Below are 17,679 nucleotides of genomic sequence, written 5' to 3' on the forward strand. Positions count from 1 at the left end.
CGATCCCCTCCCGCATAAATGATCTGGTCGGCTGGCCTCCAGCCGCTCCCTCCATTATAAAGCACAAACCTGTCTACGGGGCATTCTCTTCCAAAAATTTCAGGCTGCCCTGCGCCGTCTACAGCCTCGGGTCAAGCTCCCGCTCCTTCGCCGTCTCCACGAGCAGGCCAACCGCCGCCTCCCGGTAAGCGTCATGCTCCGGCGCAATCTCAGCCAGCCTCACCGCCAGCATTCGCTCGCCAAGCCGGTGCTCATTCATGGAGGTACGCAGCTTGGTCCGGATATTTTTCTGCTTCAGCAGCTTCCGGTACTTATGAGGAAATTTGTAATCATAGCCGTAAATAATCGACAAGTATTCCGGATTGCGCACCTTCATAAACGGCACGGCTTCGTCCGTCGGCAGCTCCGGCTTGATCACGACCCCCTCCATATGCTGCCCGACGGTCAGCCTGGAGAAAAATTGCTCAGCCAACTCGCAAGCGTCCGGCGCGGACAAGTCCAGCAGCACATGCTCATCGTCGGACAGGAAGCGGTACATCGCCGACGTCGTCCAGTCAGGACGCCGCTCCTCCCCGCTGTCCAGAACCATTTTCAGCAGCGCAAACGGCTTGTAGACCAGCTCCCCGTCCCCGGCGTAAATGTCGAGCTGCCGCTTGTAGGTCGCGTATGCCCGCATATGCTCCTCCACCGGCACATGAACCGCCAGCAGCTCGTGCAGATGCTTGTAGTTCTGGTAAACGCTGGCCCCGTATTTGTCGCTCAGCGCTCCCTTCGCCATCTGATGCTGATCCTTCTCGAAGCCGCTCGCCTTATAGCCCGAGGCCAGCTGCTCCCATGCCTGCTGGAAGCCATGCTGCTGCAGCAAGGCCAGCTCGCTTTCCAGCGCTTGCCCGATCGGCTTAAACTGGCGTTCAATCAAGCCGTCGCCAAGCGCCTTCCACGGCAGCAGCTCCCCGTCGAGCAGCAGCAGCTCGATCCCCTGCTCCGCCATGTACGAGCCGAAGCGGGCCAGCAGCCCTTCGTAAATGCCCGTCAGCTCCACTTGCCGAATCCGGTAGCCGTTGCGGCTGACCGCGTAGCACCGCTCCAGCTCCTTGTGCAGGTAAATGTTGCAGCGTGAGCCCATATACTTGGGCTGCAGCACGACCTGTTGAACCCCGCGCTCCTCAAAATAAGCCAATCCTTGCCTCAGCGACTCCAGCTCTCCCGCCGCCTCGTCCTTATCCGCCGGAGACATCGTGCCGGAAATAAAGTTGACACCGCTGCGCGAGATGTAGCGGAGACGACGCACCGCCTCTTCGTCCAGATCGTGAATGGACACCTTGCGCTCCGCCTGAAACAGTACCGGCAGCTCCTCGGCGACCGCCGCCTGCGTCGAGCGAAATGACTTGAACAGCGGCTTGTAGCCGATCACCACCGAGGTAAGCTGGTTGCCGTACACGCTGCCTGTATCCAGATGCAGCTTGTTTTTCACCCGGAACGCCTGCTTGGCGGCAATGTGGCCGAACAGATGGTACGGATGGTTTTTTACCGCTTCCTCCTGCACAAAGGCAAGCTGCTGCTCCGCCGACTCGCCGCGGTCCAGTCGGAAGCTGCGCTGATGGCGGGCCGCATAAGCGTCCAGCTTGCCGATATATTTGTTCCGGCATGGCGCGTGGGTGACGTAGAAGGACGGGCTGTCCACGCCGATATAGCGGTAGAACGGCTTGGCCTGCTCGACCAGCAGGTTGAATTTATTCAGCAGCTCGGCGTCCTGCGCCAGCACCTGCGTCGAGTCGAAATATGATTCCAGCAGCTGCGGGTCCACGCCGGACACTTCGCCCTTCATATATTTGTAGACAAAGTTCTCATGGTTGCCGAGCACAAACCGAAAATGCTCACGGTTGTCATACAAAAATTCAATGATCGCGCGGGAATTTTTCCCCTTGTCAATCCAGTCTCCGGCGAGAAGCAGCTTCGTATGCCGCAGCTTGTCCCCGGCCAGCAGCTTGCCGTCCTGCAGCTTGTAGCCGTAGCTGAGCAGCAAGCCTTGCAGCGCATCCACACACTCATGCACGTCGCCGATGACGATGTAGCGCTGATTGCGCGGCAAGATCGCCGCCAAATAGTCGTCGAGATTGGCGATGCGCACCTCGTAATCCGGGTTCGGCGCACCTTCCTCCGGGCGATAAAAATCTTTGGCTCGCACCCGATGCACCGCGTCATAGCCTTCACGGGCGAGCGAGCCAAGCACGTCCTTGCGCAGCCGGTTAATATGATTCGTAATGAGCCGCTTGGAGCGCTCGGACGCATAGTAATCGTCACGCTTGCGGTAGTCAAACAGGATGACTTCCACGTTGTAATGCTGCTCCTGAGCGATTTTCCGGACCTCCGCGCGGAATTCCTCTGCCAGTCCGGTCGTATCCACAATTATAAACTCCGCATTCACCGGGAAGGCTGCCGCCAGCTTCAAGCGCTCGAATAGCAGCCGGAACGCCTGCTCGCTTGCTTCCAGCATCACCTGGTCGTATTTATCGTGATCGAAGCCCAGAAGCTCTTGCCTGATCCGGTCGGATGAAATCACCTGCACGTTGGCCTTCAGCTGCTGCCCGGCCGCCTCGAACCGCAGCTGAGGAACCAGCACCTCGCGGACGAAGGTGGACTTGCCGCATTCCGTCGGACCGACCAGCAGGAAAATCGTATGAATCTTTGTTGTAAGCTGCACTTCTTTACGCCCCCTTGCGCCGCAAAATAACGCCTTGTGTCGTACGAATGTCATTTACGCCTTCGCCGATTGCAAGGAACTCATGCTCCAGCTCGCGGTCCTGCATCGTTTCCTCCAGCCATTGCCGGAAATCCGCCTCGCCCAGCTCCCACTTGTGATCGTCATGCCGGAAGCCGTCCAGCTCGTAGTAGCGGTTAAAATCCGCATTCGGCGTCGTAACGATGCACTGCTCGAAGCTCACGCGATCGCAAATGTCCCGAAGCAGCGCACGCGCCTCCTCCAGGCTCATATGCTCGATCACCTCGCTCACGATCACATCGACCTGTTCACCGTTGTATTGCTCCAGAAACCGGTCCAGCGAAGCGAAGGTCGCCACATTGTCCAGCTCCTTGGCCTGCGCTTTGCGCTGTACCGTCTCCAGCAATTCTTCATTAATATCAATGGCATAATAGCTGTCCTCCAGCTTGCCTGCAAACGGAATGGCATAGAAGCCTTCGCCGCAGCCGACATCCAGAATCGACTTGTTAAACGGCAGCATGCCGCCGATATACGATCGGCGCTGCATGCCCGTCCCGCCGAACTCAAATTGAATCGTGTAGCGGTCCGTCTGCGCCAGCTCGCCCTTGTACGTGCGGAAGCGATCCCGGGACGACAGGAAGTGGCGGGCAAACAAGCTGCGAATATAAAACGGCGCGTCGATGATCCGAATGCTGCGAATATATTTATCCAGGATGCTGTCGGAAATATCAAGCTGCTCCTCGCCAAACATCGCCAGAAACAAGCAGAGCACGCTGACGACATGCAGCAGTTGGTACAGGCTGCGCTTCGTCCGCACGGTTAACGCGTAGCTTTTGTGCGCACGATGCTCCAGCTCGAAGGTAAACTCCTTCAGATGCTGGCTGAACAGCTCCACATACCGCACCCGCTCCACATGGATCATATTGATAAAAAACGTCTGCTCGCAGCCGTCCGTATCCCTCGCATCCTGCTCTTTGAGCGGCGTTGAGAAAAATTCATTGATCGCATTCAGCGGAAATAGCGGCGTATTATAACGGGAAACGTTCAGGTATTCGAACTCCTCCTGCGCCTGCTGCTTGTATGAAACTTCATTGTCCGCGTCCTTGAAATACACATTAAACGTCGTCGCATCCGTGTACCAGCCGTACGCGATCCCCTTGCGGATCGAGCGGAGCAGCATGCCGGAGCTCGGGTTTTTCTTGATGATAAATGAAAGCTGCGGGTTCGTGGACCGCAACTGCACAATAGCCATCCTGACAACCTCCTTCGCGAAATAAAGCTTGTAAACTCTGGAATACAAAAAGGCTATGGACTCCATCGTCCATAGCCGGAAATTCACCACTGATACCAAACGGCAGGCTGCAGCTATCTCTGCCGGCAATACGCAAAGTTAGCCGATCCTCCGCTTGCAGACAGAAGCCGGGAAGGTCGATGAGCAGGAAACGTCAGAACGAACAGCCGCACGAAATCAGAACTTAGCGCCGGATGTCGATCATCCGCATAGCTTAGCTCCAAATTCTCACGATACTGATTGTAAGCAGCATACAGCTGTTCGACTGCTGGTTTCATCACTCATCACCCCTCCTTCAACTTATCATGAATAACGCGCGGCAATCCGTCACCTGTTTATTTTCGCCGATGCACCGGCAGCTGAACAGGGCGAAAGTATGGCGAAGCGCAATAAACAATCAGGCCCGACCCTGAATCGTCGATTTTTGTTCAACTCCTGCCGGATGCCCCTGTGCTACTATAATATAGAAAAACAGCCCAAGAGAGGAGCTCACGATGTCATGACGATGCCCATGATCATTACGCTGGCATTACTCGCTGCGGCAGCCGTCTTGTTTATGAGCGGCAAGGTTCGCTCTGATCTGGTCGCGGTATGCGCGCTTATTTTACTCGTCGTATGCGGCATACTCAGCCCGGCCGAAGCGCTATCCGGGTTCGCGAGTCCGGTGGTCGTGATGATGATCGGTCTATTTGTAGTCGGCGGCGGCATTTTTCACACCGGGCTGGCGAAAATGGCCAGCAGCCGCATGCTGAAGCTGGCTGGACCCCACGAAACCCGGCTGCTGATTACGGTGATGCTCGCCACCTCGGCCATCGGCGCGTTTGTCAGCAATACCGGCACGGTAGCCGTCATGCTGCCGATTGTCGTCAGCCTGGCAGCAGGCGCCGGGATCGGAGCCGGCCGGCTGCTGATGCCGCTGGCCTTCGCCAGCAGCTTCGGCGGCACCTTGACGCTGATCGGCACGCCGCCCAATCTCGTGATCAGTGAAACGCTGCAGGAGGCCGGGCTGGCCGGACTGTCCTTTTTCTCCTTTGCGCCGATCGGACTCGTCTGCCTCACCATCGGCACGGTGCTAACCGCGCTGCTGAGCCGCTTGCTGCTGCCCAAGGAAGCCGATGCGTCCGGGCGGCTCAAACGGCAGAGCCGTTCGCTGAATGAGCTGGCCCGCCAATACCAGCTTGCGCAAAATTTATTCCGCGTCCAGGTCGGGCCGGATTCTCCCTTGACGGATAAATCGCTGCGCGAGCTGGATATTCCGAATATGCATCACGTCCATCTGATCGAAATTCGACGCCAAAGCTCGGCCAAAAATCCGTTTTTCAAAACGATCCGTCAGGAAATCGCGGGACCGGCCACCATTGTTCACCAAGACGATATTTTGTATGTGTACGGCAGCTTCGAGCGGGTTGAAGCATTTGCCCATTCCCAGAGCCTGAGGCTGCTGGACCATCAAACTGCGGAGCGGTCGAGCCACGAGCTGCAGACCGATCGCTTCGCCTCCCGCCAAACCGGAATTGCCGAGGTGCTGCTGCCACCCAATTCCCGGCTCATTCATCTGCTGGTGAAGCATACGGGCTTTCGCGAGCGATACCAGATCAACATCCTTGGCATTCAGCGGAAGGGCGAATATGTGCTGCATGAGTTGAAGGAGGAACGCATTCGTTTCGGAGATGCGCTGCTTATTCAAGGAACGTGGAGCAACATCGCCCGGCTGGCGCAGGAAACGTATGATGTCGTCGTGGTCGGACAGCCGCTGGACACCGCTGCTTCCGTACCGATGAATCACAAGGCGCCGCTGGCTGCCGCCATTATGCTGCTGATGGTCGTCCTGATGATCGTCGAGGTATTCCCGGCCGTCGTCTCCGTCCTGATCGCTGCCGTGCTGATGGTCATAACCGGCTGTCTGCGCAGCATGGAAGAGGCGTACAAGACCATTAACTGGGAAAGCATCGTGCTGATTGGCGGGATGATTCCCATGTCCGTGGCGATTGAAAAAACGGGCGCAGCAGCGCTGCTGTCCGAGCAGCTGGTTGCCTCGCTCGGCGGATTCGGCCCGCTTGCGCTGCTCGCCGGTATTTATTTCACCACCTCGCTGCTGACCTTGTTCATCAGCAACACCGCCTGCGCAATTTTATTCGCGCCGATTGCGCTATCGGCGGCTGTCCATTTGGGCGTTAGCCCGCTGCCGTATTTGTTCGCCGTCGCAATCGCCGCCAGCATGTGCTTTGCCGTCCCGTTTTCAACGCCGCCCAATGCGCTCGTGATGGCGGCGGGCCGCTACAGCTTTATGGACTATGTCAAGGTTGGCCTGCCGCTGCAATTGCTGCTCGGCATAGCGATGGTCGCGCTGCTGCCGGTATTTTTTCCGTTCGGATGACGTTCGGATGACGTTTGGGTGATGCCGCATGAATGTACGATGAACAGCGTACGCGTTCGCCTGCGAGCTACTGCCCTGCAAGCAGCCCGTCCTCGTACAAAGACACCATCGCATCGACCAGAGCAGCGTCAAACTGCTTGCCCTTCTGCTCCACCAAATAAGCGACGGCCTGCGGCACGCTCCACTTTTCCTTATAGGGGCGTTTCGCGGTCAGCGCCTCAAACACATCGACGACGCTGACGAGCCGCGCCTCCAGCGGAATTTGCTCGGCCCGCAGCTGGTGGGGATACCCGCTGCCGTCCCATTTCTCATGGTGGTGTAAAATAATATTTTTAGCTGTCGTCAGCTCGCTTTCGAACAGCTCGTCATCCAGCTCGCGAAAAATTTTATCGACAATATCGACCCCGATCAGCGTGTGCATCTCAATGATCTTGCGCTCATAATCGGCGAGCGGCCCCGGCTTGTACAAAATACCTTCCGGTATGCCGGATTTCCCGATATCATGCAAAATGCTGGAATTAACGATATGGTTCAGCTTGTCCGGCGTCAGCTGTCCGCTGCAGGCTTCGTTATAGCGATCCGCCAGCAAGCTGGTCAAGCCTTGCACATTGGACAGGTGGGTTTCGATGCCGGGGTCGCGGATTTCGCAGGAAATGGCCAGCACCTTGAGCAAGGACCGCTGCACACGCCCCATCCGATCCTCGTCCAAATAGTGGCCGCTCTCCAAACGCTCCAGCTCGCGGAAAACGCCCACAAAGTAAGCCTTCCCCTCGATGTCATACGGCGTAATCGTAATGGACGAGTGCCACAATTCGCCGCTCCGTTTACAATTCGTAAACACGCCGGACCAGGCCACACCGTTATGAATGCTTTGCTTCATCTTGTCGAAGGTGTCCTGCGGCGTGTGCGGGGTACGTAAAATACCGGCTTTCCGCCCCTTAATTTCAACCAGGGTAAAGCCGGTAATTTGCTCATAGGCAGCATTCACCGCCAAAATGCGGTGATCCGCATCCGTCACGATCACCGCATCACCCAAGGCTAACAAAGTTTGCAGCATACTGTTCATCCATGTCCACCACTTTATTCACTTATTGTTGATCTCGCAGGCTTTGGGCTACAAAGACTATACAGGCTCCGTTACTGCCGGCTGCCCGCTGTTGTCCGCTAAGGCGGATTCCCGCGCAAGCCGGACAAAGCAGGCAGCTAAATGTAATTCACAGTATAGTACACCGAGCACAGCGCAGCAAGACTGTCCCGGCTGCTTGTCCCAAAATAAAAGAAACCCTAGCCTCCTGAAGCAGGACGCGGGTTTCTCGATACGCTGGAGTTGGCGGCCTTGCGGCCTCCATCATCCTGATTTATTCCATTTCAGAAGCCTGTGGCATACGGTGCAGGGATCGCAGCTTCCTTGTTTAATTTCGACGCAGCTTCCAGTGCCCAATAAGGATTTCTCAGCAGCCCTCTACCCACAGCAACCAGATCAGCCTCTTCATTTCCGATAACGGCATTCGCCACAATGGGAGCTTCCAGTCTTCCGACGGCCATGACCGGAATATTCAGCGCTTCCTTGATCGCCCTTGCCAAGGGTACTTGATACGCCGCGTGAGTTCCGGGTCTGCTTCCTGCAGTTATCGGTCCTTCACCGCCGGATGAAATATCAAACAGGTCTACTCCTGCTTTCTGATAGGCCTGGGCAAAAGCAATGCTTTCCTCCATACCATAGCCGCCTTCTACGTATTCTTTGGCGGAAATACGCATCAAAAGCGGCATGTCCTCCGGCATTTCGCTCTTTGCCGCGTGCAGGACCTCACGGCCAAATCGAGTAAGATCTCGACCATACTCATCATTCCGTTTGTTCGTAAGCGGAGAATGAAATTGATGAATCAAATAGCCATGGGCACCGTGAATTTCGATGGAGTCGAATCCGGCCTTGACAGCGCGGGCTACCGCAGCACGGAATTTCTCCACCAATCCTTTAACTTCTTCTGTTGTAAGCTCGCGAGGCTGCTTTGAACGCTCATCAAAAGCAATGGCAGACGGCGCTACAGGAACCTCAGCATCTTCCGCCTTGCGTCCGGCATGTGCGATCTGGATTCCCACTTTGGCTCCGTAGCTGTGACAAGCATCGACAATCCGTTTGAGTGCAGGAATCTGTTCATCCGACCATAAGCCAAGATCAAAGTCGGAAATACGGCCATCCGGCTCTACATCTGTCATTTCAATTATAATAAACCCGGCTCCGCCTACCGCTCGGCTAACATAGTGCATGTAATGCCAATCTGTAGCCACTCCGTCTTTGTTAGCAACCGAATATTGGCACATTGGCGACATCACGATACGATTTTTCAATTGCAAGCCTTTAATTGTATAGGGACTAAATAAATCTTTCATAGGAGAAAGACTCCTTTCACTATTTAATTTAAAAGCATATGGCCTTTATTTCGTACCAACTATATACAAGCATGCGCATGCATTTAATTTATCGAAAAAATCAGGTGCTGTCAAGCCACCGAGCTCGGCTATTGTTTATGCATGTCCCTGATGTTGTCACGGCTGTTCCCAAGTTAAGGCAGCAGGCATGTAAAAAGACACTCCTCTTCCTCTGTGAGTGTCTTCTACGCTACTTAAATAATGTTTGAATCACATGCTGAAACTCTGATTGCAAGCCCTCTTTTTGCAGCTCGGATTGTAAAATCTGGCTAAAGGTTTGTCTTGCTCTTTGCAGTTTGTTTTCGCCCAACTCCGTAATTCGGGTATAAATGCCGCGCCGGTCCATCTCACATATATGTCGTTCCAGCGCACCGCAGTCCTTCGCCTCCATTCTTACGACGAGCCTGGAGATCGCACTTTGGCTCAAGCCTACCATTTCCTGAAGCTGCTGCAAGCGTAATTCCTTGCCTTCCGAACTGGAAATAAAATGCAATACATAAAACTCTTTCAGAGATAAATCATAGTGCTGCTGCAAAGCCATTTCCAATTCGTTAGTCACGTTGGAGTAGATATTTGACAAAGCTAACCATGGATCTAACAGGTCCTTTTTAGGTTCCAAGTGTGACCCCGCCCCAATCTGCGCTCAAGTATTCACCTATTGTATCAAGCTTCAACAAAACGGTCAAAACCCGGCTGACACCTGACTCAAGCGGGACCGGAGCCTAGGCAAAAAGCCCGTCCGCAGCAGCCGCCTGAGACGGCGACACTGCGAACGGACCCTGCTGCATACGTTCGTGCGATGCTGTGAGACTTACAGCTGACCAGCGCCCGCTTCCGCCTTGGACCGGCTGGCCAGCTGCATCAGGTCCTGCCCTTTGAGCACGCCCTCAATCAGCTCTGGCAGCTTGTCCGGCGTGCAGCCAAAGCAAGGAATGCCTTGCTTCGCCAGCTTTTGAGCGATCGCTTCATCATAGGACGGCACCCCTTCGTCAGACAAGGCCAACAGGCAAATGACCTTCACCCCGGCCTCATGCATCCCGATTAAGCGGCGCAGCATTTCGGTGCGGTTGCCGCCCTCGTATAAATCGGATATGAGCAAAAACAACGTTTTTTTCGGCTCAGCCACAAATTGCTCGCAATACGTAATCGACTTGTTGATGTCCGTCCCGCCGCCGAGTTGAATGCCAAACAGCATATCGACCGGATCATTCGCACACTGCTCGCTCAAGTCTACGACCTCGGTGTCGAACGCGACAACCCGCGTATCCAGCGCAGGCATGCTGGCGAAGATCGACCCGATAATCGACGCGTAAATGACCGAACCGGCCATCGAGCCGCTCTGGTCGATATCCAGAATGACCGTCCACTCCTTGCTGCGACGAGCCCGATCGAAAAAGTACACCCGCTCAGGGATCAGCAGCTTGCGCTCCATATCGAAATGCTTGAGATTGCGGCGGATCGTCGTGTTCCAGTCCAGCCCGGTAGCCGAAGGCAGCGGAGAATGCTGGCGGCGGTTCAGCGCCCCGGTTACAGCCCGGCGCAAATTTTGCTCCAGCCGCCGCATGATCTCGTCCACCACCGCCCGGACAAGCTGCCGGGCCGTGTCCTTGGTTTGCTCCGGAATTTTGCCCTTGAGCGCAATCAGCGTCGCCACCATCTGAATGTCCGGCTTCACCTTGGCCAGCAGCTCCGGCTCCAGCAGCAGCTGTGTCAGCCCTTTGCGCTCAATTGCATCCGATTGAATGACCGATACGACGTCCTGCGGGAAAAAGTTGCGCACATCGCCCAGCCACTTGACCAGCTTGGGCGACGAAGCGCCCAGTCCGGCCCGGCGCGCGCCGCTATTCCGTCCCCCCGACTCAGCCGGATCGTAAGTATCGTCATAAATAGCGGCCAGCGCCTCATCCATCAGCCGGGCTTCCTCGTCCAGAAAGCCTCCGGCCGCCGGATGATGCGATTGCAGCGCCTGATCGGCGGCAGCTCCGAGAATGAGCCGCCAGCGTTTGACCTTCTCGCTATCCACTGTGCTCATAAGCTACACGTCTCCAAAGTCAAATTCGTTAAGCTCATCCAGCGCCTTCCTTTCTTCGTCGCTAAGCGGGCGCTGCAGCACAGCTCCGATCAGCTCTGCGCCGTCTCCCCACACGTCGCCCAGCATCTCCGCTACCGCCGCCCGTTCCCTTGGCTCGAAGGTGCTGAAGGCCCGGCGCAGAAAAACAAGCGCGCGATGGAACGCTTCCGGCGGCAGCGAATCAATGTAAAGGTCCAGCTGTGTCCATAACGACAGCCGGGACAGCAGCGCATAGCGGTTGCGCAGCGACAGCCCCTCGAACCAGCCCGCCCCGATATCCGCCGGAATGCCCGGCGACAGCCGGCGCGACACTTCGCGCGATACATGCTCGTCGGGCAGCTCGCCGCGCTCCAGCAGGATGGCGAAGGCAACGCCGGACAACTTCGCATTGCGGTCATCCCGCGACGCCAGCTCCTGCAAGCGGGCAAGCCACAGCTCATCGTCGACCGTCTCGAAGTGATCCTGCGCGATGCCGTGCATCAGTCCGATCGCCTTCACCATCCCATTTGCGGCGGCATCATTGCATGCGGACGCATCAATCAGCAGCAGCGTCCCCCGCAGAAACAGCTGCTCCAGCAGCGGCAGCAGCGACTCTGTCTCGATCCGCCGCAGCGAGCCGTAGCGGATCAGCACCGCCAGCTCGTAAGCTGCGCCGGCGACCTGCTCGAAGCTGGCCGCCTCGACGGCCAGCCCTTGCACGACCGCCCTCGCCTGCTCCATCAGCGCCGTCAGCGCGCAGTCGCAGGCGATGCGGATGATACGCGACGCTTCCGCAATATCGGCGCAATCGTCCAGCCGCTCCTTCAACACGAAGGCCGCGGCCAGTTCAACCGTCTCGCCCTTGAGCGTTGACTCGACGATTTGAATTTCCGCCTCCGGCGTCCATTGCAGCGTCCAGTGCTCCGCCCAGGAAGCGGAAGCCTGATGCACATGCTGCTTCTGGGCAAAGCTGATGCCAAGCACCTGCAGCCGATGCAGCAGCACCGAACGGTTCAAATCCAGCCAAGCGGACTCCTCCGACTTGACACGGCGATTTTCACGCAAATCCAGCTCCAGCGTGCTGGCGACAGCCGACTTGTGCTTCTCCAGCTTCAACCGCTTGAGCTGCCTTGTCAAATCATCCTGCACCGGCGTCTGGCTCACGCCCTCCGGCAGACGGCCGATCATCGTGCCGATGTCCGCACGGGCGAGCGCATCCGCAATGACCGCCAGCTCGCCGAAGCCCAGGCAAACGACTGCCGCATCGCGCAGGTCGCGCCAGGTCGGCTGGCTGCCGTCATGCATCGCAGCCAGCGCCTCGGCCAGACGAACCGCTTCGATCACAGAAGCCGTGGACCGATACGTCCCCTGCGTCCGCAAATGGGCGGCAACCTGCGACAAATACAGCGCAGGCAGCCGATGCAGATCGCCCTGCTGCAAGCATTGCCAGAACAGCTCATAATAAGCAGGCGCCTGGTTGCCCGCCCCGTAGCCGGAGTGAGAGGACAGCTTATAGTACGAATACGGCATCAGCGTCAGCTTGGTGGTCGTTTTGGGCAGGCCCTTGAGCTGAGCATTCGTCATCGCGGGCAGCGACAGGTCGAGACCGGATACGTGATGCGCCCCCGTGACGACAACGATGCGGTCCGGGCGATGTCCGGCCTCCATCGTTTCCTTGATGACCCGCCGCATGTATGCCTCGCGGATTTCGTTATAGGCCGCCTCGCGGGGCTTCCGCTCCCGCTCCTGCTGCTCGGTCAGCTCACGCATAGCCGCGGAATACCGGTGGATCGCCCCGCGGTAAGCCCGATCCTGCAAATTATGCTCGAAGTGACGTTCCCAATAGGCTTCGTAATCCGGCTCATCGGCCAGCTCCGCCAGCCGTTCATACAACCGCGCCTGCTCCTGCACATACGCGGCATGATCCGCATGACCGGCTTCATCGTCCGGCGCTTCGCGCCGCAGCTCGTACAGCGCAAGGGAGTGAGCGGTCGGCAAATCCATAAACGCCGCATGCGCCCCATGGTCTGCCGCCCAGCGAAACGCCTGGTATTCCGGCGAATACGCCGCATACGGGTACAGCAGCGTCCGAACCGGCAGCTTATCGGTATAAGCGAGCAGCGCGACAGGCGGCACGACGCCGTCAGCGGTCAGCTCGCGGATATATCCGCTTGCATCGGACGGCCCCTCGATCAGCACAGCCGTCGGCTGCACGCGGTCCAGAAACGCCTTCAGATGGAAAGCCCCGCCCGGCGACAAATGGCGGATGCCGAATACATATACAGCTCCGTCCTTTAGCTGTTCATCTCCGCGCACGCGTAATACAGATTTCTCCATGTCGAACCCCGCTTTTTCATCACATTGTCCAAGTATTCCTTCCACACGAGACGGTCCTTGTCCTCATCCTTCACGATGGCTCCCTGCAAGCCGGCGGCAATGTCTTCCTCCGTAATTTGGCCGCTGCCGAAGCTGCCCGCAAGCGCCATACTGCCCGTCAGCAGCGAAATCGCCTCCGCCGTCGAGATGACGCCGCTTGGCCCCTTCACCTTCTCCTTGCCATCGAGCGTCATGCCGCCGCGCAGCTCGCGGAAAATCGTAACAACCTTGCGCACCGCTTCCTCCTCAGGCAGCGATGCCCGCAGCTCATAGCTGGCGGAAATTTCGGCGACCCGCTTGCGGACGATCTCAATTTCCGTCTCGATGTCGGCGGGCGCAGGCAGCACGATGATGTTAAAGCGGCGCTTTAAGGCGGCCGACATATCATTAACGCCGCGGTCGCGCGTATTTGCGGTAGCGATGACCGAGAAGCCGCGAGCAGCCGATACTTCCCGGCCCAGCTCGGCGATCGAGATCGTCTTCTCCGACAAAATCGAAATCAGCGCATCCTGCACCTCGGAGGCGCAGCGGGAAATTTCCTCGAATCGGGCAATCCCGCCAGTCTCCATCGCGCGAAAAATCGGGCTTTTAATAATCGCCTGATCCGAAGGACCTTGCGCCAGCAGCATCGCATAGTTCCACGAATACCGGATCTGCTCCTCGCTTGTGCCGGCCGTCCCCTGAATGACCTTGGACGAATCGCCATGAATCGCCGCAGTCAAGTTTTCCGACAGCCACGACTTCGCCGTACCGGGCTCGCCGATCAGCAGCAGCGCCCGATCCGTCAGCAGGGTTGCAATCGCCATCTCGACGAGCCGCCGGTTGCCGATATATTTCGGCGTAATGTCGATATCCCCCGCCTTGCCCCCGGTGAGAAACGTCAGCACCGACCGCGGCGACAGCTGCCAGCCTGCAGGCTTTTCGGCTTTATCCTCTTGCTTCAACGCTTCCAGCTCCCGTGCATACAGCTGCTCGGCAGGAAGTCTAACGACCGCTTTATGTTGATCCATTGCTCATATCCCTGTCCCTTCTGTTTCCGTCTGGCCGTATCGGCCTATTCCGACTTCGCTTCCAGCGTTTCCGCCAGCTCAAGCAGTTGCTCCTTCACCGCGGTATACGTCGCTTTTTTGGCCAGCTGCCGCACTCGCTCCGCATACGAGCCGGGCAGCGCAGGCAGCAGCTCCATCAGCAGATGGTGCACATAATAGGCACGGCTTCGCTTCTCCAGCGCTGTCATCATCAGCTCCGGCGCCTCGCTTACCCCGAGGCTGACCAGCGTCCGCAGCGAGTAGGCGGTCCGGTCGTCGCTGGCATCGGGATTGGAGCGGCATTTGCCGGCGAGGTAGCCGATAACGTCCGGGTCCGGCTCACGGAGCAGACGGTTCGCCAGCTCCTCCTCGTCAATACGAGCGAGCAGCGCCGCCCAGCGCTTGTCCCAACGCTCCATGCCGGGTCTGTCCATCGGCAGCCGGTACGGCTCCAGCGCGCCGGATTCCGACCGCTGCCGCCCGTCAAACTCCGGAGCCAAGCCGTGCAGCGTACGCAGCACTTTTTTCGCGGCAGTCTGCTTCTTGTCCTGCAGTTCCGGCTCATAGCGAGCATACAGCTCCTCCGGCGGCAGCGTACGGAACCCGGCCCGGAAGCTGTACGCGATAAAGCGGCGCTTGTGCGCGGTTTGCAGCCCGATCAGCACGGCATCCGCCTCCGGCAGCTCCAGCTCAAGCAGCAGCTCGGCCGCCGCATCCTGGGTCAGGTCCGTTTGCTGCCTGATAAACTCCGGTGTGGCCAACAGGCGGCCGAGAAATACAACCACGCCAGGCAGCCGCCTGCCCTCCAGGCAGAAAATAACGCTGCGCAGCCGCTCGTCCTGGTCCTGAATCGCACGCAGCGCTTCGGCGGCGGGTGCGGCGACGGTTTTCGCCCCTTTTTTGCCGCCGGACTTGGCGACAGCCTCGGCCATTGCCGCCTGGTCTCCGGCTAACAGCCGCAGCAGCAGCTCCAGCGACTCTTCGCCATAGGCGATGACCGCATCCGTTAACGCTTCCGCGGCCGCACACTCCCGGATCGGCTGAACAGCCAGCTCGTAATCCTTGGAACGGAGCGCACGGAGCAGCCGCTCGACGGCGGCAGGCGTACCCAGCTGCGACAAAGCAAACAGCGCCGCCTGACGAATCTCCTTCTTTCCATCGTCGGCTTGCTCCAGCAAATAGTCCTCCTGCTCCGGATAGTCGCTCAGCAGCCGAACCGCCGCTGCGCACACCTCCTGGGAGCCGGCTTGCGCCGCCTGCAGCAGCGTCGCCAGCCCTTCGGGGGTATGGCGATGCAGCGCATAGATCAGCTCCAGCCGCCGAGCGTCGCCGCGACCGCCCTCCAGCTTCCATTGCCGCTCCAGGGCAGGCAGCGCCTCCCGTCCGAGCGCCGGAATCAGCTGCTTCTGGAGAAATTCCGGTACCTCCGCATAGCTGTCATCCAGCGCCGCCACAGCGGCTGACGGCACACGCAGATCGACAAACAACGCTTCCTCGGCCCCTTGCCGCAGCAGTTCCAGTCTTCCTTGACCCTTCTGGGTAATCGCCTCCAGAAACGGAGCAAGCTTGCGGTAAGGCTGAGCGGTTCTCAAGGCCGTAGCTGTTCCCTCCACCGGCGCCTGCTCCCCGTCCGCACCGGATCGCCCTTGCGTGTACATCACCGCATGCAGCAGCGTTGACAGCTCCAGCAGCCGGAAGGCGGATTCCCCGGGCTCTGCCTCCAGCACCCCGCTCACCGCCTGCTCCAGACGGCGGAACACCGGAGCCGCCTCACCAAGCCTTTGCAGCGCAGGCAGCCGCTGGCGCAGCCGGACGTCACCGGCGCCAAGCCCGCTGCCCGCGATCATTAACCGCCTTACTTCATGCTGCAGCTCGAACAATACGTCTATCCTCATCGCTTCGTCTCCCAGCTTTCCAAAGTCAGTACAGCAGCCGCACGACAGCTTCCGGCGTCACGATGCTGAGCGGCTGCGCCGTCAGCCGGCCGCTCTGCAGGTCATGGGCGAACATGACAAGCATCGCCTGATCTAGCAGGCAGCCCCGGTTCACCATGTCCAGCAAATGCACGGTCGGCACGCCGATGTAAGGAAGATCGGCCAGCGCAAGCTGTTCTCTCTGCCCGTCCAGCAGCACATAAGCCGACGGCGTCTTGACGATCCGCGCGAAGCGCACAAGCTGCACCGGGTGCTTGTCCGCCAGCGGAGCCTTCAGCTGGTTTTTCACCAGCCGGATCACCTGGGCCAGCGACGGCTGCGCGTACTCCAGCGCCTGACGGTAGTCCGCCGTTCCCGCTTCCCGCAGCGACGCTTCCTCCCAGCGTACCCGCGTATTCAGCTCGCCCGGATATACAAGCAGCTCCTTCGCATGGACGACGCGAAATTCGGAATCTTCCTCACGAATATATTTGGCCGCCTTAAACGGCCGGTACGTCCGGGTCACATGCAGTTGTCCGCTCTGCAGCTCCAGCCAGCAGCCCTCATCAATATATTCTTCTCTGGCGCTCGCGCTGTAGGAGCGGAACGCCAGCTGCAGCAGCTCCGTATCCCGCCGGACGCGGCCATGCTCCCGCAGCTCGGCAAGCTGCCAGGCATGTCCCAGCGCCTCCTCAAGTGTCGATTCGGCATCCATCGCCAGCTCCGGCTCGCGCAGCCGCGCCTGGAGGTAAGCCTTGCCCTTCTTGAGCAGCACGTGCAGACTCGTCAGCCGCTCAATCACAACCGAATACAGGCTATCCCGCTCGTCCTGCTGGAGCAGCTGCGCAATGTCGCGCATCGCATGCTGCACGCCGGGCAAATAAAAGTTGCCGAGCTGCTTCACCTGCGCATCTACGGTACGCAGCGTCTGCCTGTCCACCGTACCAAGCCCGGATTGTACAAGCTGCTGCAGCAGCTTCTCGGCAAGCTCCAGCCCTTCGAGCTGGGCCGCCAGCTTCTTGGCCAGCGCAGCCTTGCTTACCTTGCGCTTGGGGGCAGGCGCCTCTCCCGTGTCCGGTGCGGCCGCCTGCTCTTTTTTCTTCTCCTCGCGTTTCTCTTCGCGCTTTTCCGCCTTCTCGCGTTTCTCCTGAATATCCTCAGGAATGTCCGCAATTACGAACACCTGTCCCCCGCTGTATGCATACAACAAGCCCAAATTATGCTTGCAAGGGAATTGCCGGCTCGGGCATGTGCAGCGGAATACCGGGCTGTCCGGCTTCATCCAGTCCACCGAGCAGCGGTAAGGCGTTTTGCCGCTGCCTTGGCAATCTCCCCACAGCAGCGTGTTGTCCTCCGAGCGGCATAACAGCGGGAAGCTGCGCTTCCGCACCAGATCCTTGCCGTTTTTCATTGCAGCCGCATTCGGAGCCAAACTATCTACATACGAATCCGTCACATGGTCCATCGCATACCTCTCGCCACCCGGGACTGC

The 17,679-nt window shown here is 58.4% G+C and carries 11 protein-coding genes; 1 reads left to right on the forward strand and 10 read right to left on the reverse strand.

The window, feature by feature from the left end; genetic code table 11:
* Positions 1-118 precede the first annotated feature (118 nt).
* Positions 119-2,704: an AAA family ATPase gene (locus AC6ROY_RS21520; protein ID WP_500102648.1), complete on the reverse strand. Its 2,586-nt coding sequence runs from the start codon at positions 2,702-2,704 to the stop codon at positions 119-121.
* A gap of 4 nt (positions 2,705-2,708) precedes the next feature.
* Positions 2,709-3,974 (reverse strand): class I SAM-dependent methyltransferase, encoded by a 1,266-nt coding sequence (locus AC6ROY_RS21525; protein WP_500102649.1) that lies wholly within the window; start codon positions 3,972-3,974, stop codon positions 2,709-2,711.
* A 538-nt stretch (positions 3,975-4,512) separates the two neighbouring features.
* Between AC6ROY_RS21525 and AC6ROY_RS21530 the strand changes: the two genes are divergently transcribed.
* A complete protein-coding gene (locus AC6ROY_RS21530) occupies positions 4,513-6,390 on the forward strand; it encodes an SLC13 family permease (protein ID WP_500102650.1) in 1,878 nt (625 codons plus the stop codon).
* Positions 6,391-6,457: 67 nt separating this feature from the next.
* Here AC6ROY_RS21530 and AC6ROY_RS21535 read toward each other — a convergent pair whose 3' ends face one another.
* The 8 genes from AC6ROY_RS21535 to AC6ROY_RS21570 form a co-directional block, all read right to left on the reverse strand.
* On the reverse strand, positions 6,458-7,456 hold the full coding sequence (locus tag AC6ROY_RS21535; protein ID WP_500102651.1) for an HD domain-containing phosphohydrolase: 999 nt from the start codon (positions 7,454-7,456) through the stop codon (positions 6,458-6,460).
* A 302-nt stretch (positions 7,457-7,758) separates the two neighbouring features.
* Positions 7,759-8,781: an NADH:flavin oxidoreductase/NADH oxidase gene (locus tag AC6ROY_RS21540; protein ID WP_500102652.1), complete on the reverse strand. Its 1,023-nt coding sequence runs from the start codon at positions 8,779-8,781 to the stop codon at positions 7,759-7,761.
* 229 nt (positions 8,782-9,010) lie between these two features.
* On the reverse strand, positions 9,011-9,439 hold the full coding sequence (locus AC6ROY_RS21545) for a MarR family winged helix-turn-helix transcriptional regulator (RefSeq protein WP_500102653.1): 429 nt from the start codon (positions 9,437-9,439) through the stop codon (positions 9,011-9,013).
* Positions 9,440-9,631: 192 nt separating this feature from the next.
* Positions 9,632-10,852, reverse strand: coding sequence for a VWA domain-containing protein (locus tag AC6ROY_RS21550; protein WP_500102654.1), 1,221 nt, complete (start codon positions 10,850-10,852; stop codon positions 9,632-9,634).
* Between the two features lie 3 nt (positions 10,853-10,855).
* Entirely contained in the window at positions 10,856-13,207 is a 2,352-nt protein-coding gene (locus AC6ROY_RS21555; RefSeq protein ID WP_500102655.1) for a DUF5682 family protein, read from the reverse strand.
* Positions 13,165-14,256, reverse strand: coding sequence for an ATP-binding protein (locus tag AC6ROY_RS21560; RefSeq protein WP_500102656.1), 1,092 nt, complete (start codon positions 14,254-14,256; stop codon positions 13,165-13,167). Before AC6ROY_RS21560 ends, AC6ROY_RS21555 begins: the two co-directional genes overlap by 43 nt.
* A 44-nt stretch (positions 14,257-14,300) precedes the next feature.
* Positions 14,301-16,169: a HEAT repeat domain-containing protein gene (locus tag AC6ROY_RS21565; RefSeq protein WP_500102657.1), complete on the reverse strand. Its 1,869-nt coding sequence runs from the start codon at positions 16,167-16,169 to the stop codon at positions 14,301-14,303.
* A 25-nt stretch (positions 16,170-16,194) separates the two neighbouring features.
* Entirely contained in the window at positions 16,195-17,652 is a 1,458-nt protein-coding gene (locus tag AC6ROY_RS21570) for an SWIM zinc finger family protein (RefSeq protein ID WP_500102658.1), read from the reverse strand.
* Between the last annotated feature and the right edge of the window lie 27 nt (positions 17,653-17,679).

The organism is Paenibacillus sp. sg306046 (assembly GCF_059821225.1).

Bases quoted from the DNA above. Each gene is read 5' to 3' on its own strand.
- AC6ROY_RS21525 (WP_500102649.1), bottom strand. From the start codon at position 3,974: ATGGCTATTGTGCAGTTGCGGTCCACGAACCCGCAGCTTTCATTTATC.
- AC6ROY_RS21530 (WP_500102650.1), top strand. From the start codon at position 4,513: ATGACGATGCCCATGATCATTACGCTGGCATTACTCGCTGCGGCAGCC.
- AC6ROY_RS21535 (WP_500102651.1), bottom strand. From the start codon at position 7,456: ATGAACAGTATGCTGCAAACTTTGTTAGCCTTGGGTGATGCGGTGATC.
- AC6ROY_RS21540 (WP_500102652.1), bottom strand. From the start codon at position 8,781: ATGAAAGATTTATTTAGTCCCTATACAATTAAAGGCTTGCAATTGAAA.
- AC6ROY_RS21550 (WP_500102654.1), bottom strand. From the start codon at position 10,852: ATGAGCACAGTGGATAGCGAGAAGGTCAAACGCTGGCGGCTCATTCTC.
- AC6ROY_RS21555 (WP_500102655.1), bottom strand. From the start codon at position 13,207: ATGGAGAAATCTGTATTACGCGTGCGCGGAGATGAACAGCTAAAGGAC.
- AC6ROY_RS21560 (WP_500102656.1), bottom strand. From the start codon at position 14,256: ATGGATCAACATAAAGCGGTCGTTAGACTTCCTGCCGAGCAGCTGTAT.
- AC6ROY_RS21565 (WP_500102657.1), bottom strand. From the start codon at position 16,169: ATGAGGATAGACGTATTGTTCGAGCTGCAGCATGAAGTAAGGCGGTTA.
- AC6ROY_RS21570 (WP_500102658.1), bottom strand. From the start codon at position 17,652: ATGGACCATGTGACGGATTCGTATGTAGATAGTTTGGCTCCGAATGCG.